The organism is Clostridium sp. NkU-1 (assembly GCA_001312405.1).
This window is the reverse complement of sequence record BBDR01000007.1, coordinates 135,847-162,052: the sequence shown is the minus strand read 5'-3', so window position 1 is coordinate 162,052 and position 26,206 is coordinate 135,847. Positions and strand designations below refer to the sequence as shown.

Here is a 26,206-nt window from a genome sequence, read left to right as displayed (position 1 = left end):
CGCATCCTCTAAAAGCTTAAAAAAATGCCTCTTTGCCCTCGGGCGCCTTCATATTAAGAGAGATGCAGCGCTTGTTTCCATTTTCTAAGTCCCAGGTCGTATTTTCATACATATCCAAAGGCCTTCCTTCGGATGGTGCCGTATGCCTTAAGGGATCCCCCTTGGCAGATTCGATTTTAATCACATCCGCTCCGCAGTCCGCAAGAAAACGTCCTGCTCCTGCAGCCGCGATAAAGGTTGCCAGCTCCACTACTTTGATTCCTTCTAACAGCTTCTTTCCCATATTAATACCCTCCTTTATTTGTCCAGTGCTTCTATCAATGCAGGGATCACCTGGTTTAAATCCCCTACGATGCCGTAATCGGCCACTTCAAAGATCGGAGCTGCCGGGTTTTTATTGATCGCAATGATCTGCTCCGAGTTCTGCATACCTGCCACATGCTGAATGGCCCCGGAAATGCCACATGCAAAATACAGCTTGGGACGTACCGTTGTCCCGGTCTGTCCCACCTGATAGGAATGGTCGATCCAGCCTGCATCAACGGCTGCACGGCTTGCTGCAATGACACCGCCAAGCCGATCAGCCAGCTTCTTTAACAGTTCAAATCCCTCGGCTCCGCCAAGGCCCATACCGCCGGACACAATGATCTCCGCATCGGTTAAGGATACCGCTTCTCCTGCCTGCTTTACTACCTCAAGGATCTGGGTCCTGATATCATCTTTTTCAAAACTTACGGAAAGAGGAACAACCTGGCCCTTCCGTCCTTTCTGCCTTTCAGCCTTTTCCATGACTCCCGGGCGTACCGTGGACATCTGAGGCCTGTGGTTCGGGCAGACAATGGTCGCCATTAAATTCCCGCCAAAGGCCGGGCGGGTCTGCTTGATCTTCTTATCCTCTTCATCGATCTCCAGCCTGGTGCAGTCGGCAGTCAGTCCGGTATTGCAGCGGACTGCCAGACAGGGACCTAAGTCACGGCCGATGTGAGTCGCTCCCAAAAGGACGATTTCAGGCTTATAGGATTTGATCGCATCGTGAATCACAGCCGTATAAGCGTCGGTGCGGTAGGCTTCCAGTTCTTTATGATCCGCAAGATAAACCTTATCCGCTCCGTATTCAAACAGTTCATCCGCAAGTCCTTCCACCTGGTTCCCGCATAATACCGTACAAAGGCTGCATCCGATCTCATCTGCCAGCTTCCGTCCTTCTCCCAGAAGTTCTTTTACTACCGGCATGAGTGCGCCTTCTCTTTGCTCCGCAAATACCCATACATCCCGGTATTCCGATAAATCAACCGTATCCTTTGGCTCTTCTGACTTTTCTATTGCATCAAACGGACACTTTTCCACACAAACACCGCATCCGGTACAGGCAGTACCAATGACAGCCAGTTTATTTTCCATTGTAATTGCTTCGAACGGGCAGTTCTTTACGCAGATGGAACAGCCCCTGCATTTTTCTTTTACTACATTTACAGCCATATGAACCTTCCTCCTTTTCCTGGGTCTTAAAGATAATGCTTCTCTTTCAGTTTTTCTGTCAACAGCTCTGCCATTTCGGTCACTGTTCCGTCAAGCATCTCCTTTTCCCTTTGGGGCGGGAGTAAAGGAACGGAAAACCTGGGTCGGGGAAGCATTTAAACCGCAGTCTTTGGGATCCAGTCCCACATCCTCATGATTCCATACGGTAACTTTTTTTTGCATAAGCGTCCATGATTCCGCCTATGCTCATGTAACGGGGCTCATTCAGTTCTTTTACTGCAGTAAGGAGACATGGCATCTGGACTTCCAGAATTTCATATCCGTTTTCCATCTGCCTTTGTACGATCACCTTTCCTTCGCAAAGCTTCACATCCTGAACATAGGTCACAACCGGGATGCCAAGTCTCCAGGCTACCTGAGGGCCTACCTGGGCCGTATCTCCGTCAATGGCCTGGCGGCCTGCAAAAATAATGTCATAATCTCCGATTTTTTGAATGCCGGCTGCAATGGTGGTGGAGGTGGCACAGGTATCGGCCCCGCCAAAGGCCCTGTCACTGAGCAGATAAGCCTCATCTGCTCCCATTGCCAGGCATTCCCTTAACATATCATCAGCCTGAGGCGGCCCCATGGTGATAACGGAAACCGTTGTCCCAGGCTTTTTGTCTTTTATTTTCAATGCCTCTTCCAGGGCATTTGCATCATCAGGGTTTAAAATGCTGGGAACTCCGTCACGGATCAATGTACCCTTTACCGGATCGATCTTTACTTCGTTGGTATCCGGCACCTGTTTCACACAAACCAAAATCTTCATCGTTTTCATTACTCCTTCCGTGTAGTCATTATTTCTTAAGCAGTTTTCCGGAAATCACCAGCTGCTGGATTTGTGAGGTACCTTCGTAAATGGTAAACACACGGCAATCCCTGTACATGCGTTCAATCTTATAATCTTTGATAAATCCGTAACCACCATGGATCTGAAGGGATTTTGAAGCGATTTCATTGCAGACTTCAGAAGCATAATACTTTGCCATAGAAGCTTCCATGGTTGCCGGCTGATGGGTATCCATTAAGTAGGCAGTCTTATAGACCAGCTGCTTTGCAGCCTCCAGCTTCGTCGCCATATCTGCGATCATAAATGCAATTGCCTGGAAATCTCCGATTCGTCTGCCGAACTGTTTTCTTTCCTTTGCGTATTTAATCGCCTCGTCAAGAGCCCCCTGGGCAACTCCGATGGACTGGGCAGCCACTCCCATACGGCCGGTATCCAGGGTCTTCATGGCGTTTATAAAGCCCATGCCCTCCTCACCCAGAAGGTTTTCCGCCGGAATCCTTGCGTTATCCATAATAATATCGCTGGTAGCACAGCCGATGACACCCATTTTATGTTCCGGCTTTCCGCAGGAAATACCAGGGGTATTTTTCATATCCACAATAAATGCGCTGATTCCTTTTGTTCCCTTTGTCATATCCGTCTTTGCGTATATCACTGCATAATCTGCCAGAGGCGCCATGGTAATAAAGGTCTTTCTTCCATTTAATATGTAGGAATCCCCATCCTTTACCGCGGTGGACTGCATACCGCCGGCATCGGAACCTGCTCCCGGTTCTGTCAGGGCAAAGCAGAGCTTTTTGTTCCCGTTTATCAATGGGGGAAGATATTTCCGTTTCTGCTCCTCTGTGCCGGATAATAACAGGGGACCTCCGGAAAGGGAATTGGGGGAAGATACATAAATGCTTGCGACTCCGCTGACTCTTGCCATTTCCTCCATTACCAGCACGTAACAGCGGGCGTCACCCCCTGAACCTCCGTATTCCTTTGGCGTCTTAATGCCGAAAAACCGGCCTTTCCCATTTTGTAAAGGATATCCTCCGGAAATGTCCCGCTTTCCTCAACCTCATCGAGGATCTCATTGGTCAGTTCTTTTTCCGCAAACTCCCTCGCAAGTTTCCGGACAAGCTCATGCTGTTTTGTAAAATACATGTTGTTTCCTCCTTAACCTCTTTTCGCTAACCGTTTCTCGATCTCCTGACGTAACTCATGGATCTTAACCTTTCCGCTGTTACCAAAAGGAAATGCTTCAAACCGATAAACATATTTTGGAACCTTATAATCCGCCAGATTCTGACGGACCTGTTCCCTGACCCTCTCTTCAGAAAACTCTATCCCAGGCTCCATGATGATACAGGCCGCAATTTCTTCCTGAAGAACCTGGGCGTCAACTCCTATTATCTTTACATCCTTGATTTCCGGAAGCTCCAGGATGCAGTTTTCAATTTCCACCGGAGCTATGTTTTCACCGCCCCGGATAATCATCTCTTTTTTTCGTCCGGTTATATAAAGACAGCCTTCTTCATCCAGATAACCGCAGTCCCCTGTATGAAGCCAGCCCTCCCCGTCCAGCACTCTTTCCGTTTCTTTGGTCCTGTTGTAATAGCCCTTCATAATGTGATATCCCCTGGACTGGATTTCTCCCACACTGCCTGTTTTGGCAGCGCTCTTTCTTCTTTCATCCCATATCCTTAATTCCGTATAAGGGATCTTTTTTCCTGCCGTAAGGGCCTTTCGGCAGATTGGATCCCAATATCCGGTCATGGTAATTGCAGGGGAAGACTCGGTCTGCCCATAGGAAGGCTGCAGATGCTCCATCTTCAGTTCTGCACAGATATTGATATAATCTGACGGATGAATGGCGGAACCAGCGATAATTCCGCTCTTTAAGGAACTTAGATCGTATTCATTCCTCCTGCCATTCTTTACCATGGCCAGGAACATGCTGGGAACACCGTTTAGAATGGTACAGGAATTTTTCTCTATGTTTTCCATAACTCTTATGGACTTATAATACTGGTTTATATAAATTGCCGCTCCGGCATGGACAGCGGACAAAATGCCCGCTGTGATGCCAAAGCAGTGAAACAGAGGAACAGATAAACACATGCGGTCACTCTCGTTCCAATGCATGGAACGTACCATTTCGGCAGAATTATTGACCAGGTTATCATGGCTTAACATCACTCCTTTGGGAACGCCGGAGGTGCCGGAGGTGAAAAGTATGTTAGCGGTATCCTTTGTGGACAGGTTCTGTTCTGCTTCTTTTAAAATCCGCTTATCCTCTTCCCTGTTTTCACCTATTTCACAGCCAGGCAGCTGGTCCAGGGAAACGATCCCTTTTAAGAAGCTGTCCGGCCGGTCTAACCCTGCCTTTGAAATGACCGGTCCGTAGTCCGCATTCCTGCAGCCCTTCCCATAGAACAAATAGTCTGCATCCGCTTCTTTTAAAACCTGCCTTAATTCCTGTTCCTTATAGCATGTATTGACCGGGATCACAATTGCCCCGGACTTCATAAAAGCAAAATACGCCATGATCCATTCCGGGCTGTTTATCCCCCACAACGCGACATGTTTCCCCCGCGATATTCCTCTTCTAATAAAGTCAGCTGCCCAAAAATCTGAAATTTCATCCGCCTCTTTCCAGGTATAGCTTCTGTCCTGATCGCAGATTCCTGCTCCATTCGGCGTAAGAACAGCTCTTTTATGAAGCAGTTCTCCGATTGTTTCTGATAAAAGGCCTGTCATATTCATTCTCCTGCTAACCTCTGCCTCATGCTTCTGTCAATTATTTCTCGATTTTTCCCATGGCCTCTCCGATCATCCGGATCAGGAACGGAATCAGTACCACTGCAATGGTTACATAACCCAGATATCCATATCCTACCTTAACAAGCGGAAGAAGTCCGAACTGAGCAATAGCAAAAGCAAGGATGGTACATAACAAAGCACAGATTAAGGTTTTTGCTGAAGGCTTTCCGTCATTTTTCTTTTCCTCCGGCTTTTCAAGTGCAACCACAACTCTCTGGACTGCTCCCGCAATCATGTTGACCGCTGTTGATACTGCTCCCAAAATAATAAGTATGGAAATCATCGGGTTCATGAAGCTGGCTCCAACCCCGCCTTTGATCAGAGTGATGACCGGAAGGGGATCCTTGGATAAATCCGGATTGGTCGCAACCGCCATAATTCCCAAAGTGGATAGCATAATCAATCCGGAGTTTACGATAAACCCGTAAATCATGCTGGTTCCGGCTTCTTTTTCCGTTTTAAATGATTCCGCATGCTGGTACAGCAATCCGATGGAAGCCAGCTGGAAGGCACCATAAATAAAGCAGCTCCATAAAGCAGGGCCGGCAGGGGCCGGATCCGCTCCCAAAATCTTAACATTTTTTACGATCTCACCCCAGCTGACAATAATGTTTGGTATGTACACGATCAAAAGGCCTGCTATGATAATGACTGATAAGGTAGAAGCAGCTTTTCTGACAAAATCCGTGCCAAAAATGGTCACCACAAAGATAAACAAACCTATGATCAAAGTACATGCCATATATGGGATTCCAGTCAGGGACTGCATGGTGGAGCCTCCGGTCGCAAATGCAACAGAGGGAGCCAGACACAGCAATAATATGTATACAAGCTCATAAAGGTTGGAAAAAAATGGGAGCGAATTTTCCATAAAATTTGTTGTTAAAGGTTCTGTAATCATAGGCATCATGAAGCTTCGCATACCGGAGTCCATACCACTGGAACACCGCTCCGATGGCCTGAGCAAGAATCGGGGTAATAAGCGCCCAAATACCGAACGCAACGAAATACTGGACCAGCTGTGCGCCTGATGCAAATCCTCCGCCAAACTGTGTGGTAAACCATACGAATGCAACGCCCACCGCTACCGGCATTTTATTTTTATCGATCATATCCTTCTCCTCCTGTTAGAGCATATCCTTAAATGCTTCCATCATAGTTCCTGCCTGCTCATAATTAACCATCTGCCTGTCGACTTCCATCTGAATGATAGGAATTCCTGCCCCATCACAGGCTTTTTTTATCATTACATAATCAAATTCTTCCGGATCACAGAATTTTGTCAGCAGAACCACCACGCCTTTTGCCTTGTATTTCTTTGCAAGATCAACAATATAGCCGGCTCTCTTCTTTTCCGGATCATACAGAACGGAACAGTGGTCCATCCGGGAGAACTTATCTGCAAGTCCTTCTAGTGGTTCCAATTCCAGGTTCACATCTGTACGGTACTGTCTGGATTCATGGGCAACATCGTCTGCAGCAATCTGCAGCCCGTGCTCATCAAAGATTTTAAGAAGACCTTCGCTGTCAGCCAGAATTCCGGTGGTGATTACCTTGATTTTGCTTTCCTTCTCCTCTGTCTGTGACAAAGCCTCCATCAGCTGGCTGACCAGTGCCGTATGCTCTTCCTTCCGCATGAAATAAGCACTTTTAAAAATATCTCTTCTTTGGATTGCCGTGATGGAAGGATGCTGTTCCAGAACCTCTGCCAGCTTTCTCATTGCCTCATTGTGCTCATTGTAGATTTCATTGGACCGGGCCAGGGAAGCTTCGCTGAATTTTGCACCAGTTGCTGCCTCTAAGTCTTTTATGACACGCTCATAGGAAGCTTTGGTGAACTTTTTTTCCAGCCTCAGGCTTCCGGTTCTGGGGATATGTCATGGGAATAAAAGGAATGTCCTTTACCGCATATTTCCAGTTCTGCCCCAGGCACTTTAATGAGTCACAGAGGGAAGGAATGACAATGGCTGAAATGCCTTTGTATTCTCCCTTAATTCCCAATTCCAGAATGCTCTGCATGATGGAACAGATAAATGCAGGGAAATATTTTTTTGACTCTTTCAGCTCAATATCCGCTCCCCATGCTCCCATAGGAACAAGCCCCATGGAGTGGATCAACTCTTCCGGAGTGTAGACAGGAACACAGGCCACAACCTTTTTTTCCCTGTTCCAGATAAGCATTCAGCTGTTTTTTTCGGTGAACACGCAATTTCATGAAAATTTTCTAATAATTCATTCAATGTTGCCATCAGTCTTTCCCCCCTTGTTGGATTCCATGATTTCCGTCAGCCCCTGAACCCTTGTTTCATACTGCGCTTCCGAGAAGTTCCGGGGATCTGCCTGGTCGCCGTCAAATGAGGTGACCGGTATCTGGCAGTCCTCTCCGATCTGGCGGCTCATTTCATACATGAAGCCGCTCCAGAGCTTACAGGAACGGTTGGTATGTACCAGAAGCCCTTCTGCATGGGTCTTATTCACAATGGCCTCCCTCTTATCCCTGGCGTGCTCTAGGTTCATGGCATTGGGCACGTTGCAGTAGGCGCGGATCAGACCGTCAAAATCATCGTAAATGAATCCAAAGGCATCGGCATAAATCGTTGCCACCATGTTGATCCCCCGGGATTTTAAGCCCGTAGCCGTTGCTCTTAAATGAGGCCAGCAGGCGATTCCCTCGAACATGATCCTGTATTTTTCCTCTGCGCGGAAGGTACTGGTTCCCTCTTTCACTGCTTTTTTTGTATTCTTCCAGCAAGGTTTCAAAGGCTTCGGCTGCTTCAACCGTTCCCCTGGCACAGACGGCCACTGCCATATGGTTTAGTAAGTCAAAACCGTTAAGCGGGGAAGGGGTATACCTGGTATAGGATGTCGCCTCCAGCCATGCTCTGGAAGTCCTGTTTGAGATTTCCATCACCTCTTTGAATTTCTCATCGCTCCATTTCTTGCCTGTGATCTCCTCTAACTGTTCTATTGCCGCCAGAAACTGGCTCTTGACATAATCGACCTGGGCATCTGAAACCTCGTAATCAGGATTAAAGGGAATGTCAATGAGAATAAGCGGAATGTTAAGTTCTTTTGCAATGTTCTCATACCATTTGATCATGCAGTTGCAGATGTTATTGCAGCAGAGCACAAAGTCGGGAAGAGGCATGTTCTGTTCCGGAGTCTCCCCGGTTTTCATATGTGCCAGGCTGATTCTTGCATAAGCGCAGATGTCATTGGAATAACCTTCCGCCTCTGAAATTTCACATAGCCGCTGCCCAGCCCCTCTCGCAGCAATGGCTGCTGCCTGATTTTCAGGATAGCACACCTTAATACCCAGGGTCTGGAAAATTTCCTGAGGGAAATTGCTGGCGCACCAGCCGATTTTTTCTCCTCTGTCCTTTGCCTCCTGGACCTCCTTGTAATGCTTTGCCACGATCTCATTCAGCTTAAACTTGGCTGAATTAGGATCAATGGTAAACTTTGGTTTTGTTTCTCCTTCACCCATGAAAACTTCCTCCTTTTATAATTTATCATAAGCGTAAAGCGCCGCTCCTAAAGCACCCATGAGCTGAGCCATTGGCGAATAGGTAATTGGAAGGCCCAGCTCCTGCTCCATGGCTTTTCGTACTCCGCCATTTTTTGCAACGCCGCCGCTCATACACACTGTTTCTTTCACACCAGTCCGTTTTGCCAGAGCCGCCACTCTGTTGGCTACAGACCGGCAGATGCCGGCAACAGATCCGGGATCTGGACTCCATTTGCCAGTTGGGATATAACCTCTGATTCAGCAAATACGGTACAGGTACTGGATATTTTGACCGGCTGACTTGAAAGGCTGCCTGTTTTTCCAGATCTTCAATCTTAAGCTGAAGGATTCCTGCCATGACATCCAGAAACCGGCCGGTTCCTGCCGCACATTTGTCATTCATCAAAAATTCCATCAGGCGCCCGTCGGCCCCCAGGGAAAGGACCTTTGCATCCTGGCCGCCGATATCGATGATGGTCCGCACCTCCGGGAGCAGATGGTGGACGCCCCTTGCATGGCAGCTCAGTTCACTCATCTCACCATCGGCATTTTTCAACAGCTTCCTTCCATAACCGGTGGCATAGACAGAGGTTATCTCTTCAAGCTTTAAATTCCCTGCGGCAAGTACTGCCTCAATTGCCCGGTCCGGTCCGTTGGTTCCTGTCCCCGCCCCAACCAGGGAAGTAGCCAGAATCTCCTGTCCGTCTTTTAAAATGACCGCTTTGGAGGTGGTAGAGCCTATGTCAACTCCTAATGTAAACATGGTTATTTCCTTTCTTTGTCTATTTTATAACAATCTTTTCGAAAAAAATATATATGTATACATGTATACAAGTTGTGTTTATAAAAAGTGTATCCTTGTATACAAGTTAATATAAAAAATAAAATGTAAGTAAGATACACTTTTTTCATGCATAGATTATCAAAATTTGTTCAATTTGTCAATAACTTTTTTTAAAAACAGGATGCTCTTTATATATTATATGGAACCTGGTTCAAACGATGCCTCTCTCCTTCTCTCCTGGCAATCGTCTAATTTGTGACAATCTTTTTCTTACAAACAAATAATCGGCTGTTTTTGCTGCAAACGGCTTAAAATCCATATGGCTGCGGATTTCTAACCATTTCTTCTTGTCCAGCCGGATTAAATGTTTAAGAAATACTGAGAATACCTCTCCTTTGCTTTCTCCCTGATTTCAGATATGGTTTCCAGATGATCTGCCATGGCCTGCTGGGCTTTGACAAAATCGCCGCTTTTGATTTCATCGACGATCCTGCGGTGCTCGTCAATCAGGCAGGGCATCCGTTTGCCAAGTGCCACGTCAAAATTCCGCCATCTTGAAATGTGGAGCATTAAATCCTCCAGCAATTTTATAAGATTATACCGTTCCACACTTTCTGCAATGGCCCGGTGGAATGCCGAATCCAGCTTTTGAAATTCCAGGTCATACCCCTCTACACCCCGGTAGGCCTCCTGCTTTTCTAAATTATCCTCCAGTTCTTTTACAAGTTTATTAATTTTCTCTTCGTCCCTCTGGGACAACAGCTCATAAAGCTCTTCCTTTTCCACGGCAGTCCTTAAAATCAACAGGTCTCCGATGAGTTTTAGATCAATGAGGCTTACATAGGTTCCTCTTTGAGGGTATACCGTAAGAAGCCCAAGCTGATTCAGCCTTGCAAAGGCGTTACGGATGATGGTTCTTGATACCCCGTATTCTTCTGCCATCTGATTTTCACTGATCCTGGTTCCAGGCTCTAATTCCAGCTTTAAAATACGTTTTCTGATGTTGTTGAAAACATAATCAGCGGAAACCGGCTGGCTGTTACTTTTAATATAATCCATATTTTTACCTTCAATTCGTATTACTGGTTTCTAGTTATGAAACGATTATACTCTTGACTACAGATTTCTGTCAATTCGTTTCTTATGCGCGGTATGGCTGTAAACCACTCCAAACCTGATTCTGTTTTACTGTACAATCACCTCTTTCCCATGGATCTGGTGGTGATGAGCATCGTGAGTTTTGCATTGTTTTGCCCATGCTTTATCAGGCAATCGCCATGGTTGAAAATATTTTTCCAGAATAGCGGTTCTTGAAAAATGGTTGAAATGCATTTTAAATTAAACATGAAAAAGAGGGGTAAATCTACTGTACCCCTCTTTTTCACCGTCTTTTAATCCACCTATTTATTTTCCAACTGACACGTCAGCCGTCTTTATAATTTTCACTTCTTCCTCCGGCTCTTTTCCCTGGCTGTCAGAAGCTTTCTCATTGGTTTTTGCAGTATCTTTCTGAAATTATTCTGTCTTGCTCTCTGCAGCTTCTTTTTCGTTTTCCTCCTTGATTTCTACGGTTTCTTTCTTGGTGTCTTCTGTCTTGTCTTCCACTGCTTCCGCCGGTTCTTTCTTGGCTTCTTCTGTTTTATCTTCTCCGGCTTCTGCTGGTTCTTTCTTAGCTTCTTCTTGTTTGTCTTCTCCGGCTTCTGCTGGTTCTTTCTTAGCTTCTTCTGGTTTCTCTTCCCCTGCTTCTACCGGTTCTTCCTTCGGTTCTTCCTTCGGTTCTTCTGTTTTCTCTTCCTCCGTTTCTACCGGTTCTTCCTTCATTTCTTCTGTCTTATCTTCCCTCGTTTCTGCAGCCTCTTCCTCTGCCTTAGGAGATACAGCACTCTTTCCTTCTACATCTGCTTCAGGGTCAGATAACGGGACAATGAACGTCAATGTCTCGTAGCCATTTACCTCAATAACCACTTCATTTTCTTCTTCGGTAAAGCCATCTGCCGTGAAGTCAAGATATTTCACAACTGCAGAGGCTTCATCCTTTGATACTTTAAATTCATTTTGTTTGGACCCTGAGAACGATATGACCTTTTTATAAGGAATTCCGTTAACAAAAACTGTTTTATCTGCATTCAGGTACTCTTTTGCTGCCTTCTCATTTGTTGCATCAAAGGTTACACGGTAATATGCCGGATTGAAGATTGCTTTTTTTCACGTATTTTGTCGTTACCACATCAGGAGCTGGCTTTTCATTTTCAACCGGATTCCCGGCAGCTTCCAGGATCTCAAAGGTCAGGGGCTTGGCAGTATACCCTTCGGCAGTCACCAGAACCGTATACCTGCCGGCCTTCTGAAACAGATCTTTCTGAAGTGTGAGAGAATAATCTCCTTTTTCATAATTGTCCTGGCTGAACAATCCTCCCTGTTCCTTGGAAAGCACTTTCCTTATATTGCCATCCGGGTCAGTCAGAGTCACCCCTGTTAAGTTCTTCATAAAATCACCGCGAAGTTTCTCCTGGCTTTCATCGGCTTCATCGGCTGCTGCATTGATGGAAACCATCTGTCCCACATGGTAAGCTGTCGCTTCCTCAGCATCTGCTGTCAGGGTTATCAGCCAGAGAAAGTTTAAACTTTTCCAATTCCTTAACCACATGTAAAACAACCGTCTGCTCCTTGTATCCTTCTGCCACAATTCGCAGCTTGTGTTCCCCTTCCGTAAGCTGAAGTGTACCGCCTCCTGCTCCTTCTGTTTTTGACAGAATGGAAACGCTTTCCTTTGCCTCGCTGATCTTATAAGCTCTAATGTAATCGTCACTTCTAAGAGCGATTGCAGAATTGTCCAGATAAAGTGCTGTTATCTTGGAGATATATTCTAAATCCTTATCAGAGGTCAGCACCAAAGTCTCGCCCAGCTTTCCTTCTGCACCCTTAAGGGCCGGAGCCGTCTTTCCTACCACAGAAAGAAGACTTTCAACTGATCCTAATTTTCCGTCTTCCAGGACCCGCTTAATCTGGTATGGGCGGTTTCCGGTTTCTCCCCCTGTCTGGATTTCCTTGTATTTTTCAAAGGAAAGATATTTTCCAGCCCCCAGCTTCTCATCTTTAACTGCATTTATATAATGGGTGAAATCATAAAAAATCTCAGCATTTTCATCCATAACAGCCTGTGCTTTCTGGTCATACCACCACTGCACTACCGCCTCGCTGTCCTCACTTACATGGTTAATCTCGTGTAAAATCAATGCGTTTGCCAGCAGGTCATGGTCAAATATCAAAAATCCGTTCATTTTGGAACCTCCGGAAGAACCGGAGCCTCCGGAACCGCCATCTGGAATGACAACCGTAGCGCTGGACATTGCGTCAATGCTGAAAGATCCTGCCATTGCATGAATTTTGATGTCACCTGCTCCAGACTGGGAATTGCTGCCAACTTCCACTTTCTTAGACATTGTCTGGTAGCCATTTGCATATGCCGTAACCGTATAGATACCGTTTTCATCCGTAATCACATTGTCATCCGTATCTGTACCGCAGATATGAAGCATGGAGCCGATCTCATACCATTGGTTTATTTCTGTAAGAGACTTTACTTTTCCTGAAGGCATTGTCAGATCCACCCTGTAAATCGGTGACAGGATCTCTGTTCCAAAGCTTTCCCCAGCCGGTCCTGTAATATTAAAGGCAAAGTCTTCTCCCTGCTTTGGACTGGGGTTCAGGGCATTTAAGTTCATCACAAAAAGCCTGTTGTCCACAAGATGAAGGGGCACATTCATGGCTGCCTTGCTGTATCCGGAAGACAGATTCAGCTGATAACGCCCACGGGTAAAAAGGTTAGTCTGAGGAAGCTGGATTGTAATTACTCCTGTTTTTCCATATTCTGTTTCGATTGCAGTAGTAAACACAAGGTTCTTGTTTAAAATAGAGTTCTCAGCATCCAGAGCCTTAACAGCTTTTAACTGGTCAAACCATTTTTCCTGTGCCAGAGTCTTTAACGACAGCTTAAGCTGGATCCTGCCCTTTCCATCTTTATCAATCATGGTATCCGGGAGGTAATAATCGGCAGGTACCTCAGGAGAAGTCTCCTGACTCTTTCCGCTTAAACGAAGGTAGTCTTTTCAGGCCTTACACGTACATTGCCGTTATTATCGTAATTATCCAGCCAATAGTCAAAGACTGATATGGATCCGTTGGTCAGGATCGCACTGGGAGCCGAAACAAGGCTGCCTCTTTCCGGCGATTCTGCCATAGAGCCCTTTCCAACCTTTACGTTCTGCTCTTTGCCGTCAGAAATCCTGGTAACGGTAATGGTACCAGGATTCCATAAGGTCGTCTGCCATTTAACCACAGTTCCGTCATCGTCTACGTTTGTGCATACATCCGTAATATCTGTCCCATCTACATCAATGGTATAATCGTCTATACTTCCTTCCTGGAAAGCAATTACTGCATATTGTATCCAGCCTAAGTCTACCAGCTTTGTCTTTTCCTCATTAACAAAAACCTCCTTACCTTCCTGGTTTTTGTTTTCTTCGTTATGATTTTCCCCCTCCCCGTTGGGGCCGCTTCCGTTATTCTCATTGCCGGAGGAACTGCCTCCACTTGAGGAACTGTTTCTGCCGGAGGAACTGCTTCCCCCACCGGAAGACACTGTTTTCTTTGCATTTTCTGCTGCCGGTGCTGAAGCTAAGCCTCTGCCCGCCTCATAATGGACCTTACCGTCAGGCTCCGCCCAGCAGCCTTCTCCATTAACAAAATATCCATCCGGAGTCGTCTGGCCTGTATACATCTTTCCCATGTCTGTTCCGTCAGCAGCACTAAAATAATAGCAATATCCGTCAATCCACTGCCACCCTGTCTTCATGGCCCCAAAGGTTTCCTCATTGGCCGTATTAAAAAAGTACCATGTTCCGCTTCCATCCTGGTACCAGCCGGAGCGCATCTGCCCCTCTGTACCATCGTTGGAAGTATTCAGATAGTACTTTATTCCCTTATCATCCTGAAACCATCCTGTCATCATGGTTCCGTCTTCCGGGCGGAGATAATACCAGCCCGACGCCTTCTGGATCCAGCCGGCGCTTAAGGTTCCTGTGCCCTCATAATGTTTCCAGCTTTCATTTTCATATTTCCAGTCGCCTTGTATGTATATGCCCCTCTCTCCTATTGCCATGGAACTGCCTGTAACGCCCGCCCAGGCTACGCCAAACTGGGAAAGTACGCAAGCAGCTGTCAATATTGGTGCCACTGCTTTTTGAATCAACTCTTTCTTAACCATTGCATCCTCCTGTTTTTCGGTTAGTCTTAACTAACCATTGCCATCTCAGTATATCGGGGAGGTAACCTGTTGTCAATGCAGATATGTAAGAAGGAATGAGTCTTTTTTCTCAACAGCCTTTTTTTTGTAAAGTCCATAATATTTCTTCGAATACCTTTTTCATAACAGAATACCTGTGGTATGATGATAGGGAAGGATCTTCTGCCGGATGAACCTTTCTTTGTGATACTATCAATATTTTTATGATCTAAGGAATGTGATGTGGAGCCATGGCAATGGAATTAAATACGATTGTGGAGCATTTTGCTTCCACGCTTTTTAAAATACAGGGGGTTTACCGTTATAAAATACCGGCCGGCAGTAAAGGCATACAAAAGACTGCTCCTTATCCGGGCTTTATATTCCCGCTTTCCGGCAGCGCTGAATACCAGTTTAATGATACGCCCTATTTTATAAAACCAGGGGTTGTTGTCCATGGTTCGGCAGACACCGCCATACGCAAACGGGTTATTGGAGAGGAAGACTGGGAATTCGTTTCTGTTCTTTATGAAACCTGCAACGAATCACCTCCCATGAAACTGAAAAATACCCATTTCAGCTTAACCGTCGGGCAAAGTCCCCAGCTATACGATATGCTTCATCAACTGTACGCAACCGCCAACCGTCCCGGCAGCCTGGCAGCCTTTCAAACGGAAGCCTTGTTCCGCAGGACGCTGGTAGAAACCTTTTTGTGTGCCAGGAACCAGACGAGGTACGGCGCACAGGAGCTTTTTGAATCGGTTTCAGAGTACATTCATACCCACTACATGGATGGGTTAACCGTAAATTCACTGGCCATGCAAAACGGAGTCAATGAAAACCGGTTGTTTTACGTTTTTCAAAAGTATGCGGGCATGGGGCCGGCAGACTACCTGCGGACATACCGTCTGAACCGCGCCCGGGAGCTGCTTGTCACAACCTCCATTCCCATAGGAATCATTGGGGAGCAAACAGGCTACCCGGATGCCCTGTATTTCAGCCGTATATTTAAAAGACATTTTGGAGTGGCTCCAAGCAAATTCAGGGGAGAATAAGCCGCAGGCACAAGGAAACGCCCATGTTTTTTCATGGGTGTTTTTTTGTGCTGGTAACTGTTATTCAGGATATGTTCATATAAATTGCGGATAAAGCCATTCCCATAAGCACTGCGGTCTGATATATTTAGCCAGAGGTTAGTTTGATCTAACCAATAATTCAGGAGGTGCTGCATTGAAAAAAACATATTGGATGACCCATTGGTCATTGCGAATATCCAGATTAACTAAGGGAGTTTAATACTATGAAACGAATTGCAGTTTATGGCAAAGGCGGCATTGGAAAGTCAACTACGGTTTCCAACCTGTCTGCTGCCATGGCAAAGCTGGGGCTTACCGTACTTCAAATCGGCTGTGACCCCAAAGCAGATTCCACCCGTAACTTAACAGGCGGAAAAAAACATCCCCACCGTACTGGACACTTTACGGGATAAGGGAGATGTAGAACTTGACGATATTGTATTTAAAAGTGAGACCGGTGTTTTATGCGTAGAATCCGGCGGGCCGGTTCCAGGCGTGGGCTGCGCCGGCCGGGGCATCATCACTGCATTTGAAAAGCTGGAAGAGCTGGATGCCTATGCCGTGTTTTCTCCTGACGTAGTGCTGTATGACGTATTAGGCGATGTGGTTTGCGGAGGATTTGCCATGCCCATACGGGGCGGTTATGCAGACGAAGTATGCATTGTCACTTCCGGCGAAATGATGAGCCTTTACGCCGCCGCCAACATCGCCCAAGCAGTAAAGAGCTTTGCTCCCAGAGGCTATGCCGGCCTGCGGGGCCTGATTTTTAACGCAAAAAAACTTTGATGGCGAGGAAGGGCTTGTACAAAGAGCCGCCGATGAAATAGACACCTCCGTCCTTTTTCATATCCCCCGGGATCCCCATGTGCAGCAATCGGAAGAACAGGGAAAAACCGTGGTGGAGGCATTTCCTGACAGCCATATGGCAAAGACCTATGAGGACCTGGCCCGCCTCCTTCTGGAAGGAGGGCTGTCATGAACGACATTAAGCATTTAAAATGCCTGTCAGCTGTCAGGAGCATGACGCTGTCCGCCAGCTGACACCTGCTGCTTTTCCCGGCGTCCACTGCCCTATGCACACAGCACTGGCCCTGGCCGCTAGAATAAGAGGTGTATCCACCTCCTTATCGGCACTGCCGAATGCGGGTACTACAGCCGCAACATCCCTCTTTCCTCCCCATATGGGGAAGAGGCTTTCCATTGGAATTACGTCCTTGACAGCAAAGAGGTGGTGTTTGGATTCAGAAAGGGCCTGATGGAGGCCATCCGGGAAATGGATGAGGCAGGTGCAAGGCTTATTTTACTTCTTTCCACCTGTGTACCTGAGCTCATTGGCCTTGACCTGGAAAGCATCTGCCATGAGATGCAGCCAGAGGTAAAAGCAATGCTCATCCACCTTCCTTGGGGAATTTCAAATGCGGCGGCTACGAACCAGGATATTGGAAGACCCTTCTGGCAATGGGAAAAACCATTAAAAAGTCCGGACACAAGGGAACAACCGTCAATGTCCTTGGCCGCAGTACCCTGGAGGAGCATGTTCCCATGCCTCATCTGATTGCATTTCTGGAACGCCAGGGCGTGCCCCTGCGCTTTTTGGCACCGGATTCCTCACTGGATGACTTTATATCCTCAGGGAACGCAAGACTGAATCTGGTCCTTTCCCCATTTATGGATCCTCTTGCCCAATGGATGGCCAAGGAACATGATATCCCCTTTGTCAGCCTCCACGATATTTACAATGTCAGGGAGATAGAAACTACTTATTCACAGATCGGGCAGCATTTGGGCCTGGAAATGGCACATGAGTTTGCCGAGCAGCGGAAAGAAGCGAAAAAGGCGCAGAAAAAGGCAGTGGCACAGCTGAAAGGCCTGCAGTATATCAGCGCAAATCTGGGCACAGTCCAGCCGCTGCCCTTGTCGGCATATTTATTGGAGTTTGGAATGGCTCCCATCATGATACACATGCCTGAGTTTTATCCCTCGGACTCACAATGGAAAGAAGCCCTGACAGGGCGGGATATAAATCCCATCATCTGTCTGATGCTTAATGAGCAGGCCGACAGGCAGATCATTGAGGCACTGTGCCCGGATCTGGTAATGGGCGACTGGGGCGGCAGGGGCCAGAACAATCCTCCCAGTGTTCCCATACTGGACTTATACGGCCATATTGGATATGAGAGAACCATTGTCCTGCTGGAACGCATTACAAGGGCACTTAAGACAGAAAAGGAGGAACAGACCAATGGGACTATATAAAACAGCACCGCCCCTGTCAGCGGATGGGAGCACTTTGGTCGTTGTCCGGCATCGCCCAGTCGGCAGTGGTGGAATTTGGCTGCATGGGGCATATGGCCTACGGAAGGACCTTTCTTCACCGGATGGGTTCTTTTGGCGGGAAGCTCTATTCAACCCATATCGGAGAAACCGATATTGCCATGGGGGATACCAGCCGTCTGACCCGTGCGGTGGAGTGGGTATCGGAAACCCAGGGCATAAAAACGATTTTCCTGCTGCCCTCCTCCGTGCCGGAGGTAATTGGAATCGACTTAAAAGCCCTGGCCCAGGAGCTGTCGCCCCAATTCCCCGGCACACGTTTGATTCCGCTGACTGCAGGGGGATTTGATATCTGCGGGCACAAGGGAGTGGAACTGACCCTTTTGGAGTTATGCAAAACCTTTTCAAAGGAAATGCCCCGGACGGAACAGCCCTCCTTTAATATCATAGGCTCCTGTGCGGACATGTTTCGTTTTCATGCCGATGCCGCTGAGATTGCCGCCTGGCCTCAGGTGCCTTGGGAATGGAGCATTTATGCACCATGACCTCTGGAACAAGCATCTCCCAACTGGAAACATTAGGCGCAGCTCATTTGAACTTTGTTATTCGCAGGGAGGGAGAAGCCGCAGCAAAATATCTTCAGGAGCGCTTTGGCACACCTTATCTGATGGCACGTCCTTACGGGATACAGGGAACCCTTGACTGGCTGGAAAACGGGGCAGCCCTATGGGGCCGGCCCGCTGACAAGGCGTTTATCCGGAAAGAAAAGGAAAATGCCCTGGAGCAGACCGCTCCCATTCAGGCTGTGCTCGGCCGTTTCCTGCGGGTCCACAGAAATGAAAACAGGCTGATCCTTGCCGGACATGCCGATGTCGTGCAGGGAATCGGTGAATATGGTAAAGAATGGTTTGGTTTCACAAAAGCCGATTGTTATTGCGACTGCCCTCATATGGCAGGCCCTCATATGGCTTATCTGGATGATGCTGCCAAAGAGAGGATTGCTGGCGATTCAAGGGGCATCCTTATGGGCAGCGGCGAGCTGCTGCGTATGGCTAAAAGGGACCAGAGCCTGCAGATTGCAACGCCTGATGACATCTGGCGGCATTCCTATGAACCTCCCCTTGCGGGATTCCGGGGGGCAGTGAATCTTGCGGCGGTGTGGGCCAATGAAATAATGAGGATGCACTGACACTTATCAAACTTTCCGGTATACGAAAGGACAGGCAGATAAACCGCCTGTCCTTTATTCCTTCTTCCCCATTCTATATCATGGGTCTTAATAACCTGTTCTGACTTGGCCTGCCTGGTCTTTAGACAGCCGGTCCCTCCACGTTCTGGAAAAATGTCAGCAAAAATGCCGTTAAAAATCCAACAAAGCAGCTTAAAACGAACAAACCAAATCCCTTTCCCAGAAAAACAGGCAATGTAACTACACTTGGAAATGCAAAGGTCATGGCCTGGGCTCCCGAAAGTCCTGCTATGGCACCGCCCACACCGCCGCCGATGCATACTGCAATCATCGGCTTCTTTAAGGGCAGATTCACGCCGAACATGGCTGGCTCCGTAACTCCAAAACAGGCAGACAATACGGCGGACAGACAGAGTGACCGGAATTTTTTATCCTTACTTTTCAGACATACCGCAAGGGCCGCACCTGCCTGGGCAAATACCGGCGGCCCGATTAAAGCCAGTATGGTATCAGAGCCCTTTACAGTAATGTTGTTCATGGCAACCAGTACAAAACTCCAGTGGAATCCAAAAATAACCATTGGCTGGATCACTGCTCCCAAAATCGCCCCGGCAATCATAGGACTGATATAATATACAAACTCATAAGCAGCAGCCAGCCCGTCTCCTATTACATTTCCTATTGGCCCAAATACAAACAAAGTGACCAGTCCAACTACCACAATACAGATTAAAGGTGCCAGAAAACCTTTTATCAGATCCGGCAATATTTTATTCACCAGCCGCTCCACATATACAAGCAATCCCACCGCAAGGAGAATGGGTATTACACCGGAATGATAGATCACAGCCTTCATTGGTATTCCGGCAAAAAGAATGTCAGTGCCCGACTCAAATACTTTTGTTAAAGAAGGATACAAAAGTACTCCTCCAATAACCACCGCAGTAAATGGATCGGCACCAAACTTCCTTGCTGCGGTAAATGCCAGTATCATAGGAAGAAAATAAAACAAACTGTCTGCCATGGCATTTAACACCAGATGGGTTTCACTTGTTCCTGACAGAATATTTGCTGCAGTGAGGATGGCCAATATTCCCTTCAAGATTCCTGCCGCGCTTAGCAGGTTTATAATGGGCAGAAATATTCCGGAAATCCCATCAATCACAACATTAATCATAGTCTTTTTTTCGTTCATATGTACTTTCTCCTGTGATGAAACGTTCTAGGCATAAATTTCCTTCTGCCGCTTCTGCCATTGTATCATATTTTCATCATTTTCCATACAAAATTTTACCGGATATTTTTGATACAGGCTGTGTCTTAAACAGGGTTATCATTACGGCGGAGTACACCTCCCACGGCTTTTCGCATTTAAAAATCACCCTATGGTCTTTAGAACCATAGGGTGTGACAGCTTACAATACCTGTTCCGTTCTTTCGATGATATCATCCTGTGTCTGCTTTGAAAGCACATTGAAAAATGCGCTGTAGCCTGCCACACGGACGATTAAATCCCTGTGTTTTTCCGGCTGCTTCTGAGCTTCCAGCAGGATCTCCTTAGAAACCACATTGTACTGCACATGGTAGCCGTGAAGCCGGTTAAAAAAGGTACGCAGCAAGGCAATCAGCTTCATCCGGTCCTCCGGCTTTTCCAATACCTGGGGAGTGACCTTCTGGTTTAAGAGAACTCCGCCTGTGATTTCTTCTGTAGGAAGCTTTGCAACTGTTTTAAATACAGCGGTGGGACCATTAGTATCCATGGCATGGCTGGGGGAACAGCCTTCTGCCAGGGGAGTATGGGCTTTCCTTCCGTCAGGGGTGGCCAATGTCCCCATTCCCTGGCCTACGTTTGCGGATATGGAGGAGGTTCCTGCATAATAAACTCCGCCGACAGGCCCTCTCCCGTATCTTGTATTGTGATATTTCTTGATTTCATCAATATAAACATCGTATGCATCCCGGATCAGGACATCCACATAATCATCGTCATTGCCATACTTGGGCGCTGCCAATAGCAGGTTTTGGACTCTTCTGCCCTCTTCCCCTTCAAAGTCATTTTGAAGCGCATCCCAAAGTTCCTGATTGGTAAGGGTTTTATCCTCAAACACACATTTTTTGACCGCGGCCAGGGAATCTGCCATATTGGCGATTCCTACCTGAAGCCCGCTGATAAAATCGTAAACAGCTCCGCCTTCCTTTAAGGTCTTTCCTCTTCCAATGCAGTCTTCCACCAGACAAGAACAAAGAACATCAGGAACACTCTCTTCCAGCACCATATCGCAGCAAGTCTCAATGATGACGCTGTGTCTTGTAAAATCGCAGATAATCTTATCCCATGCTTTTTCAATGTCTGAAAAGGAGGTCATATCCAGGAAGTGTCCAGCTCCTTCCGCTACCTTTACACCGGACTCAGGATCCACTCCGTTGTTCATTGCAATGAGAAGGGATTTGGGGAAGTTTAAGAAACTCATTCCTGTACAGCGGTATCCCCATTTTCCCGGAACCGCTGTTTCCACACAGCCGATGGCGCTGTAATTGTATGCGTCTTCCTCTTTCACTCCTTTTGCAATAAAGGACGGAATGATGATCTCATCATTATTAAAGGCCGGCATACCAAAACCAAGGCGCACCACTTCCACAGCTTCTTTCATAAATTCATCATCCAGGCCGGAATGGTAACGGACTGTAAGGTTTGGCTGGGGCAGCCTGGTCTGTGCCACACTTTTTAAAATCAGATAGGAGAATGGATTGACTCCGTCTTCTTTATCCTTTGTCTGCCCGCCTACGGTGACGTTCTGGTAAAGAGGGCTTCCTGCACTGAACTGTGTATGGGACCAGCTTCTGATTTTGTTAATGGTAAAGGTTTTTAACCACAAATTTGTCATCAGCTCACAGGCGGAATCCTCTGTCATTGTTCCTTTCTCCAGATCTGCTTTATAGTATGGATACAAATACTGGTCCATGCGGCCATAAGATAATGAATGCCCGTTGGATTCGATCTGCAGGATCAGGTGTACAAACCACATGCTCTGAACGGCTTCATACATGGTCTCTGCAGGCTCATAAGGAACCTTTCCCATGATTCTTGCGATTTCAAGCAGTTCCTTTTTCCTTTTCTCCCCGGCTGTTTCAGCCTGCTTCCCTGCCAGCTTCTCATACCGTTTTGCAAAGGCTCTCACCGCACCGATCACAACTAAAATGGCCTGGTGGAAATAGTATTTCTTCAAATTTTCCATTTCCGTCAGATCCAGCTCTGCCATCGCTTCCTTTGTGCGCTTTTCAAAATCTTTCAGGCCGCATTTCATAAGTTTTTCATAATCCACCGCAAGATGGGCGTCCCCGGAGGTAATATTGCCTTCCGCCTTGATGATACCCAAATCGTAAAAAATCCTGCTGGATGCAGGCATTGCCGCCAGTCCCCGATCCTTTGTAGTATTATGCTCCCAGTAAGGAGCAATTTCACGAAGCTGCTCCTTTGTTTCTTCTGTTATGTAAAATACATCCCCGTCTCTTTTATTAAACTGATCAAGCTCATAAATTACCCAGTCCATGGCATATTCCGGGAAAATAGGCGCATAACGGTTTCCTGATGCCTGGTTTCCCACAATCAGGGTATGAGGCTCAATAAAAATCGTCATGTGTTCCAGAATATTCTTCAGCATGTATGCCCGTTTTAAGACCACCGGCTCATGCCCATGTTCTTTATATGCCTGGGTAGTATAGATTGCCCTCTCTGCACAGACCATTGGTTTTGTTTCCAGCAGCTCTTCGCGAAAAGCCTGCATTCTCTGTGTCAGATTTCCAAAATGATTCTTCTCCATATTGCCTTCCTCCGTTTTCCTCTGATTTATTATTTTTTCTTCTAAGCTTACTATATCATTGGATTTTCATTATGTCAATATTCTATTTACATTCGAAATATATTTGATTTATATTTGAAAATATATTTTTCATATTTGACAAGAACAGAAAACGGCATGTTCCCCGGAGTAACCGGGCATAAAAACAAAAGAGCAGCAAGGTTTCTGCCCTGCTGCTCCTTTCCGGCCCTATACTCGCTCATTTCTCAGACTGTCCACAGCCTTCATTGCCGGCCTGGGATATAGCTTCCTTTAGAGACAAGCACCTTTTTTTCATTTGAAATACTTCTTTCAGAATCTGTTTTTTCTTATACAAAACTCCCTTTTTTAATCCTTATCCTTATGTGGACTTATAAAACTCCCCTGCTGTTTAGCTTAAGCCCATTTCCTGTTACTAAAGCTTTGTAATATCCACGCTCCCGAATACAGATTCCCAGTCTTTCCCAAAATCATCAATGGCCTTTCCAATGGCAGCCATGCCAAGAGCTTCATGAAGAAGTTCCGGCTGTAGGGTGGCTGTCTGTGCTCCGGCTGCAAAGGCGGCATTTACCTGGGCAATATTTTTAAAGCTTGCAGCCAGGATCTTTGTCTTATACCCTCCCGCTGCGATCTGATCCGCAAGACAGGCAATGGTATCAGCCGCATCAATGTCCAGATTTTCCATCCGGTTAAAATACGGTGCAATGAAATCAGCGCCTGCTTCCATGGCTAAATATCCCTGGATTTTGGAATAAATTGCGGTGCCCGTAATGCCTGCCCCCTCAGCTTTTAAGGCCCGGATTGCCTTTAAACCTTCCTCTGTAACAGGGATTTTAATAAATACGTTTTGATCTACCTTATCAAGGATGACCTTTCCTTCCCGGATCATGGTGTCCCCATCCCGTCCGGTCACCTGAATATGTAAGGAACGCTCCATACCGATTATCTTTCGTATCTCACAAAAGTGTTTGAAAAATCGATTTTGCCTTCCTTCTTAATAATAGAGGGATTGCTGGTAACACCTGTAATTGGAAAAATCTCACTGTATTTTTTTGATGTCCTCCAGGTTTGCAGAGTCAAATAAAAATTCCATAATAATTATCCTTTCTAAGCTTGTATATTATTTTTCTTACACTCCGTTGGCAAGCTCCAACATGCCTGTTCTTAAATAATGCCTCCTACATTTTTTTCACTTCTTATGCGCCATTCTTTCGTAATTTCAGTATACCTCTCTGTTTTCCAAATGTCAACACAGTTTCTTCATTTGAAACTAATATTTTTTTATATAAAATTTATTTACTTTTATTCACTCACATGTTATAGTAGCCATACAGAGGGATATTATGGAGCTTCAGACCCCATATGCTTCAAATTTTAAGGAAAAGGAGTTGTTTCAAATGAAAGCATCCATATTTAATATTCAAAAATTCAGCATACACGACGGACCAGGTATCCGCACGGTGGTTTTTTTTAAGGGCTGCCCTTTAAGGTGCAAATGGTGTTCCAATCCCGAGTCCCAGATGCCCCATACCCAGATCCTATGGAACCGTGAGAAATGCCTTCACTGCGAGCTGTGTGAAACCTCCTGTCCCACCAACAGCATCTCATTTGAAAACAACATTTTTCATTTTAAATATAGCCGCTGCACCGGCTGCATGGCCTGCACCAGCCAATGTCCGGGAAAAGCTTTGGAATATGTGGGTAAGCAAATGACTGTGGAAGAAGTTATGAAAGAAGTCATGAAGGACAAGGACTTTTATGAAGAATCCGGGGGAGGCGTGACCTTATCCGGTGGTGAAGTTCTTTCCCAGCCGGAGTTTGCGACAGCTTTGCTCAAGGAGTGCAAAAAGAACGGATTACATACTGCTTTGGAAACCACCGGGTATGCTCCTTTCCAGACCTTTCAGACGGTAACCGGTCTGGCTGATTTACTGCTGTTTGATATGAAGCATTATGATAAGGAAAAGCACCGGGAATATACCAGCGCCTCAAATGAACAAATTACGGACAATATGAAAACAGCCGTCAGCGGCGGCAAACACGTTATCGCCCGCATTCCGGTCATTCCTGGTGCAAACGATTCTCTGGAATACGCCAGGGGATTTTGCGGCCTGCTTCATGACATTGGAGTCAGGGAAGTGAATCTTCTTCCCTTTCATCAGTTCGGGGAGAGCAAATATGCCAGCTTGGGATGAGTTATGAAATGAAGGATGTAAAAGCCCTCCATTCGGAAGATCTGAGAGAATTCTTTCAGGTATTTGCAGACTCAGGGTTTGATGTTAAGATGTAAGAAAGTAAGAAAACTCCCTGCATCTGCTGTTAAGGCAGGTGCAGGGAGTTATATCTCTTTACGTCTGAGTGCAGATTTTCTGCTACGCCTGTATAATCTCCACGGCAATCTTATACCGTTCCATAATCTCTTTTGCACTGTCAGAAATTCCACTGTCCGTAAATACCATATTAATATTTTCAAACCTGGACTGCAGGACAACGCCCTGCTGCTCAAATTTGCTGGAATCCGTCAGGATGATGGAATGCTTGGCCGACTCCGCCATGTTCTTCATAGCCTCTGCCCGCATCATATCCCCGCAGGTAAAGCCTGCCTGGGGAATAAAACCGTCGGTTCCCATGAACAGCTTGTCCACGAAAAACTCCCTGGCACATTTTCTCACCATGGGGCCCACCATGACCTGGGATTCCGTCTGGTAATCTCCGCCTAAGAGGATGATCTTTCCGATGGCTGATTCCCGGATATGGTTTGCAATAAATGCAGAGTTCGTAATGATGGTAACATCCTTTTTCTCATTTGCCAGCTGTTCTGCCAGCAAGGCACAGCTGGAACCGGATTCGATCATAACGGTTTCCCCGTTGCAACGATCTTTGCCGCAGCCTTGGCAATCTTAAGCTTGGTATCATACCGCACAGACAGCCGGTTTGTAATGTCATCCGTATTCCGGACCGCAGCATACCCATGTTCCCTGATCAGCAGCCCTCTTTCCTCCAGCACATCTAAATCTTTACGGATGGTTACCTGGGACACATCCAGCAGTTCTGACAAACTGGTCACTTCCACTCTCTTTTGTTCATTCACAATCTGCAAAATCTTTGTCTGCCGATCTGTCATTAGACCTCC

Annotated in this window: 23 protein-coding genes and 6 pseudogenes; 7 read left to right on the top strand and 22 right to left on the bottom strand. The window is 46.5% G+C overall.

The genetic code is table 11. The features are described 5' to 3' along the window. Positions 1-16: 16 nt before the first annotated feature. The 17 genes and pseudogenes from JCM10519_RS29680 to JCM10519_RS12935 form a co-directional block, all read right to left on the bottom strand. Positions 17-283: a CoA transferase gene (locus JCM10519_RS29680; protein ID WP_347844105.1), complete on the bottom strand. Its 267-nt coding sequence runs from the start codon at positions 281-283 to the stop codon at positions 17-19. 14 nt (positions 284-297) lie between these two features. Beyond that, positions 298-1,479, bottom strand: coding sequence for an FAD-binding protein (locus JCM10519_RS12995; protein ID WP_054739663.1), 1,182 nt, complete (start codon positions 1,477-1,479; stop codon positions 298-300). 26 nt (positions 1,480-1,505) lie between these two features. Continuing rightward, positions 1,506-2,290: pseudogene (gene etfB / locus JCM10519_RS12990) on the bottom strand (electron transfer flavoprotein subunit beta). Between the two features lie 28 nt (positions 2,291-2,318). Further along, positions 2,319-3,460 (bottom strand): annotated as a pseudogene (locus JCM10519_RS12985) (acyl-CoA dehydrogenase family protein). Between the two features lie 12 nt (positions 3,461-3,472). Continuing rightward, positions 3,473-5,056 carry an AMP-binding protein gene (locus tag JCM10519_RS12980; RefSeq protein ID WP_054739661.1) on the bottom strand — a complete coding sequence of 528 codons (1,584 nt, stop codon included), beginning with the start codon at positions 5,054-5,056 and terminating at the stop codon, positions 3,473-3,475. 40 nt (positions 5,057-5,096) lie between these two features. Beyond that, positions 5,097-5,888 (bottom strand): hypothetical protein, encoded by a 792-nt coding sequence (locus JCM10519_RS12975; RefSeq protein WP_347844104.1) that lies wholly within the window; start codon positions 5,886-5,888, stop codon positions 5,097-5,099. Between the two features lie 64 nt (positions 5,889-5,952). After that, the gene (locus JCM10519_RS29675) at positions 5,953-6,231 is read right to left on the bottom strand and encodes a hypothetical protein (protein ID WP_347844103.1); all 279 of its coding nucleotides are present in this window, start codon (positions 6,229-6,231) and stop codon (positions 5,953-5,955) included. A 15-nt stretch (positions 6,232-6,246) separates the two neighbouring features. Beyond that, positions 6,247-6,930 (bottom strand): 2-hydroxyacyl-CoA dehydratase family protein, encoded by a 684-nt coding sequence (locus JCM10519_RS29670; protein WP_347844134.1) that lies wholly within the window; start codon positions 6,928-6,930, stop codon positions 6,247-6,249. A gap of 7 nt (positions 6,931-6,937) precedes the next feature. Then, positions 6,938-7,270: a 2-hydroxyacyl-CoA dehydratase family protein gene (locus tag JCM10519_RS29665; RefSeq protein ID WP_347844102.1), complete on the bottom strand. Its 333-nt coding sequence runs from the start codon at positions 7,268-7,270 to the stop codon at positions 6,938-6,940. 81 nt (positions 7,271-7,351) lie between these two features. Continuing rightward, positions 7,352-7,798 carry a 2-hydroxyacyl-CoA dehydratase gene (locus JCM10519_RS29660; protein WP_347844101.1) on the bottom strand — a complete coding sequence of 149 codons (447 nt, stop codon included), beginning with the start codon at positions 7,796-7,798 and terminating at the stop codon, positions 7,352-7,354. Then, positions 7,680-8,606 carry a 2-hydroxyacyl-CoA dehydratase gene (locus JCM10519_RS12965; protein ID WP_347844100.1) on the bottom strand — a complete coding sequence of 309 codons (927 nt, stop codon included), beginning with the start codon at positions 8,604-8,606 and terminating at the stop codon, positions 7,680-7,682. The genes JCM10519_RS29660 and JCM10519_RS12965 overlap by 119 nt, the downstream gene beginning before the upstream one ends. A 15-nt stretch (positions 8,607-8,621) precedes the next feature. Next, positions 8,622-9,390, bottom strand: a pseudogene (locus JCM10519_RS12960) (acyl-CoA dehydratase activase). A gap of 381 nt (positions 9,391-9,771) precedes the next feature. Further along, the gene (locus JCM10519_RS12955; protein ID WP_054739659.1) at positions 9,772-10,470 is read right to left on the bottom strand and encodes a GntR family transcriptional regulator; all 699 of its coding nucleotides are present in this window, start codon (positions 10,468-10,470) and stop codon (positions 9,772-9,774) included. A gap of 456 nt (positions 10,471-10,926) precedes the next feature. Continuing rightward, on the bottom strand, positions 10,927-11,541 hold the full coding sequence (locus JCM10519_RS12950; protein ID WP_347844133.1) for a hypothetical protein: 615 nt from the start codon (positions 11,539-11,541) through the stop codon (positions 10,927-10,929). 31 nt (positions 11,542-11,572) lie between these two features. Next, a complete protein-coding gene (locus JCM10519_RS12945; RefSeq protein ID WP_054739655.1) occupies positions 11,573-11,974 on the bottom strand; it encodes a hemoblobin-interacting domain-containing protein in 402 nt (133 codons plus the stop codon). A 19-nt stretch (positions 11,975-11,993) separates the two neighbouring features. Next, the gene (locus tag JCM10519_RS12940) at positions 11,994-13,442 is read right to left on the bottom strand and encodes a hypothetical protein (protein ID WP_054739653.1); all 1,449 of its coding nucleotides are present in this window, start codon (positions 13,440-13,442) and stop codon (positions 11,994-11,996) included. A 59-nt stretch (positions 13,443-13,501) separates the two neighbouring features. Beyond that, positions 13,502-14,677: a hypothetical protein gene (locus JCM10519_RS12935; protein WP_054739651.1), complete on the bottom strand. Its 1,176-nt coding sequence runs from the start codon at positions 14,675-14,677 to the stop codon at positions 13,502-13,504. Positions 14,678-14,952: 275 nt separating this feature from the next. On the opposite strand from JCM10519_RS12935, the gene JCM10519_RS12930 reads away from it, so the two are divergent. Continuing rightward, a complete protein-coding gene (locus JCM10519_RS12930; protein WP_054739648.1) occupies positions 14,953-15,750 on the top strand; it encodes a helix-turn-helix domain-containing protein in 798 nt (265 codons plus the stop codon). 245 nt (positions 15,751-15,995) lie between these two features. Next, positions 15,996-16,750 (top strand): annotated as a pseudogene (locus JCM10519_RS12925) (nitrogenase iron protein NifH). Between the two features lie 33 nt (positions 16,751-16,783). On the opposite strand, the gene JCM10519_RS29655 reads toward JCM10519_RS12925, so the two are convergent. After that, on the bottom strand, positions 16,784-16,972 hold the full coding sequence (locus tag JCM10519_RS29655) for a hypothetical protein (RefSeq protein ID WP_347844099.1): 189 nt from the start codon (positions 16,970-16,972) through the stop codon (positions 16,784-16,786). On the opposite strand from JCM10519_RS29655, the gene JCM10519_RS12915 reads away from it, so the two are divergent. The 4 genes from JCM10519_RS12915 to JCM10519_RS29645 are packed head-to-tail and all read left to right on the top strand — an operon-like array spanning position 16,886 to position 19,234. Next, positions 16,886-17,326 carry a nitrogenase component 1 gene (locus JCM10519_RS12915; RefSeq protein ID WP_347844132.1) on the top strand — a complete coding sequence of 147 codons (441 nt, stop codon included), beginning with the start codon at positions 16,886-16,888 and terminating at the stop codon, positions 17,324-17,326. The two genes, JCM10519_RS29655 and JCM10519_RS12915, sit on opposite strands and share 87 nt — an antisense overlap. Then, positions 17,230-18,027, top strand: a complete 798-nt coding sequence (locus JCM10519_RS12910; protein ID WP_347844098.1) for a nitrogenase component 1 — start codon at positions 17,230-17,232, stop codon at positions 18,025-18,027. The genes JCM10519_RS12915 and JCM10519_RS12910 overlap by 97 nt, the downstream gene beginning before the upstream one ends. Before the next feature lie 41 nt (positions 18,028-18,068). After that, a complete protein-coding gene (locus tag JCM10519_RS29650) occupies positions 18,069-18,590 on the top strand; it encodes a nitrogenase component 1 (RefSeq protein WP_347844097.1) in 522 nt (173 codons plus the stop codon). Continuing rightward, on the top strand, positions 18,569-19,234 hold the full coding sequence (locus JCM10519_RS29645) for a nitrogenase component 1 (protein WP_347844096.1): 666 nt from the start codon (positions 18,569-18,571) through the stop codon (positions 19,232-19,234). Before JCM10519_RS29650 ends, JCM10519_RS29645 begins: the two co-directional genes overlap by 22 nt. A 121-nt stretch (positions 19,235-19,355) precedes the next feature. On the opposite strand, the gene JCM10519_RS12900 is transcribed toward JCM10519_RS29645, so the two are convergent. The 3 genes and pseudogenes from JCM10519_RS12900 to JCM10519_RS12890 all read right to left on the bottom strand — a co-directional run. After that, positions 19,356-20,429: a PTS transporter subunit EIIC gene (locus JCM10519_RS12900; protein WP_054739638.1), complete on the bottom strand. Its 1,074-nt coding sequence runs from the start codon at positions 20,427-20,429 to the stop codon at positions 19,356-19,358. A 220-nt stretch (positions 20,430-20,649) separates the two neighbouring features. Further along, complete coding sequence (locus JCM10519_RS12895; protein ID WP_054739636.1) at positions 20,650-23,055, bottom strand: formate C-acetyltransferase/glycerol dehydratase family glycyl radical enzyme; 2,406 nt, start codon at positions 23,053-23,055, stop codon at positions 20,650-20,652. Positions 23,056-23,488: 433 nt separating this feature from the next. Next, positions 23,489-24,046, bottom strand: a pseudogene (locus tag JCM10519_RS12890) (fructose-6-phosphate aldolase); the annotation flags it as partial. A gap of 424 nt (positions 24,047-24,470) precedes the next feature. Between JCM10519_RS12890 and JCM10519_RS12885 the strand changes: the two are divergent. Then, the gene (locus JCM10519_RS12885; protein WP_347844095.1) at positions 24,471-25,268 is read left to right on the top strand and encodes a glycyl-radical enzyme activating protein; all 798 of its coding nucleotides are present in this window, start codon (positions 24,471-24,473) and stop codon (positions 25,266-25,268) included. Between the two features lie 177 nt (positions 25,269-25,445). Here JCM10519_RS12885 and JCM10519_RS12880 read toward each other — a convergent pair. Continuing rightward, positions 25,446-26,197: pseudogene (locus JCM10519_RS12880) on the bottom strand (DeoR/GlpR family DNA-binding transcription regulator). Positions 26,198-26,206 lie beyond the last annotated feature (9 nt).

Excerpts from the sequence above, each read along its gene's own strand:
- JCM10519_RS12935 (WP_054739651.1), bottom strand. The coding sequence starts at position 14,677 with ATGGTTAAGAAAGAGTTGATTCAAAAAGCAGTGGCACCAATATTGACA.
- JCM10519_RS29675 (WP_347844103.1), bottom strand. The coding sequence starts at position 6,231 with ATGATCGATAAAAATAAAATGCCGGTAGCGGTGGGCGTTGCATTCGTA.
- JCM10519_RS12955 (WP_054739659.1), bottom strand. The coding sequence starts at position 10,470 with ATGGATTATATTAAAAGTAACAGCCAGCCGGTTTCCGCTGATTATGTT.
- JCM10519_RS29660 (WP_347844101.1), bottom strand. The coding sequence starts at position 7,798 with ATGTTCGAGGGAATCGCCTGCTGGCCTCATTTAAGAGCAACGGCTACG.
- JCM10519_RS29680 (WP_347844105.1), bottom strand. The coding sequence starts at position 283 with ATGGGAAAGAAGCTGTTAGAAGGAATCAAAGTAGTGGAGCTGGCAACC.
- JCM10519_RS12895 (WP_054739636.1), bottom strand. The coding sequence starts at position 23,055 with ATGGAGAAGAATCATTTTGGAAATCTGACACAGAGAATGCAGGCTTTT.
- JCM10519_RS12900 (WP_054739638.1), bottom strand. The coding sequence starts at position 20,429 with ATGAACGAAAAAAAGACTATGATTAATGTTGTGATTGATGGGATTTCC.
- JCM10519_RS12995 (WP_054739663.1), bottom strand. The coding sequence starts at position 1,479 with ATGGCTGTAAATGTAGTAAAAGAAAAATGCAGGGGCTGTTCCATCTGC.
- JCM10519_RS12910 (WP_347844098.1), top strand. The coding sequence starts at position 17,230 with ATGGGAAAAACCATTAAAAAGTCCGGACACAAGGGAACAACCGTCAAT.
- JCM10519_RS12980 (WP_054739661.1), bottom strand. The coding sequence starts at position 5,056 with ATGACAGGCCTTTTATCAGAAACAATCGGAGAACTGCTTCATAAAAGA.
- JCM10519_RS29655 (WP_347844099.1), bottom strand. The coding sequence starts at position 16,972 with ATGGAAAGCCTCTTCCCCATATGGGGAGGAAAGAGGGATGTTGCGGCT.
- JCM10519_RS12975 (WP_347844104.1), bottom strand. The coding sequence starts at position 5,888 with ATGCAGTCCCTGACTGGAATCCCATATATGGCATGTACTTTGATCATA.
- JCM10519_RS12940 (WP_054739653.1), bottom strand. The coding sequence starts at position 13,442 with ATGATTGATAAAGATGGAAAGGGCAGGATCCAGCTTAAGCTGTCGTTA.
- JCM10519_RS12885 (WP_347844095.1), top strand. The coding sequence starts at position 24,471 with ATGAAAGCATCCATATTTAATATTCAAAAATTCAGCATACACGACGGA.
- JCM10519_RS29645 (WP_347844096.1), top strand. The coding sequence starts at position 18,569 with ATGGAGCATTTATGCACCATGACCTCTGGAACAAGCATCTCCCAACTG.
- JCM10519_RS12965 (WP_347844100.1), bottom strand. The coding sequence starts at position 8,606 with ATGGGTGAAGGAGAAACAAAACCAAAGTTTACCATTGATCCTAATTCA.
- JCM10519_RS12930 (WP_054739648.1), top strand. The coding sequence starts at position 14,953 with ATGGAATTAAATACGATTGTGGAGCATTTTGCTTCCACGCTTTTTAAA.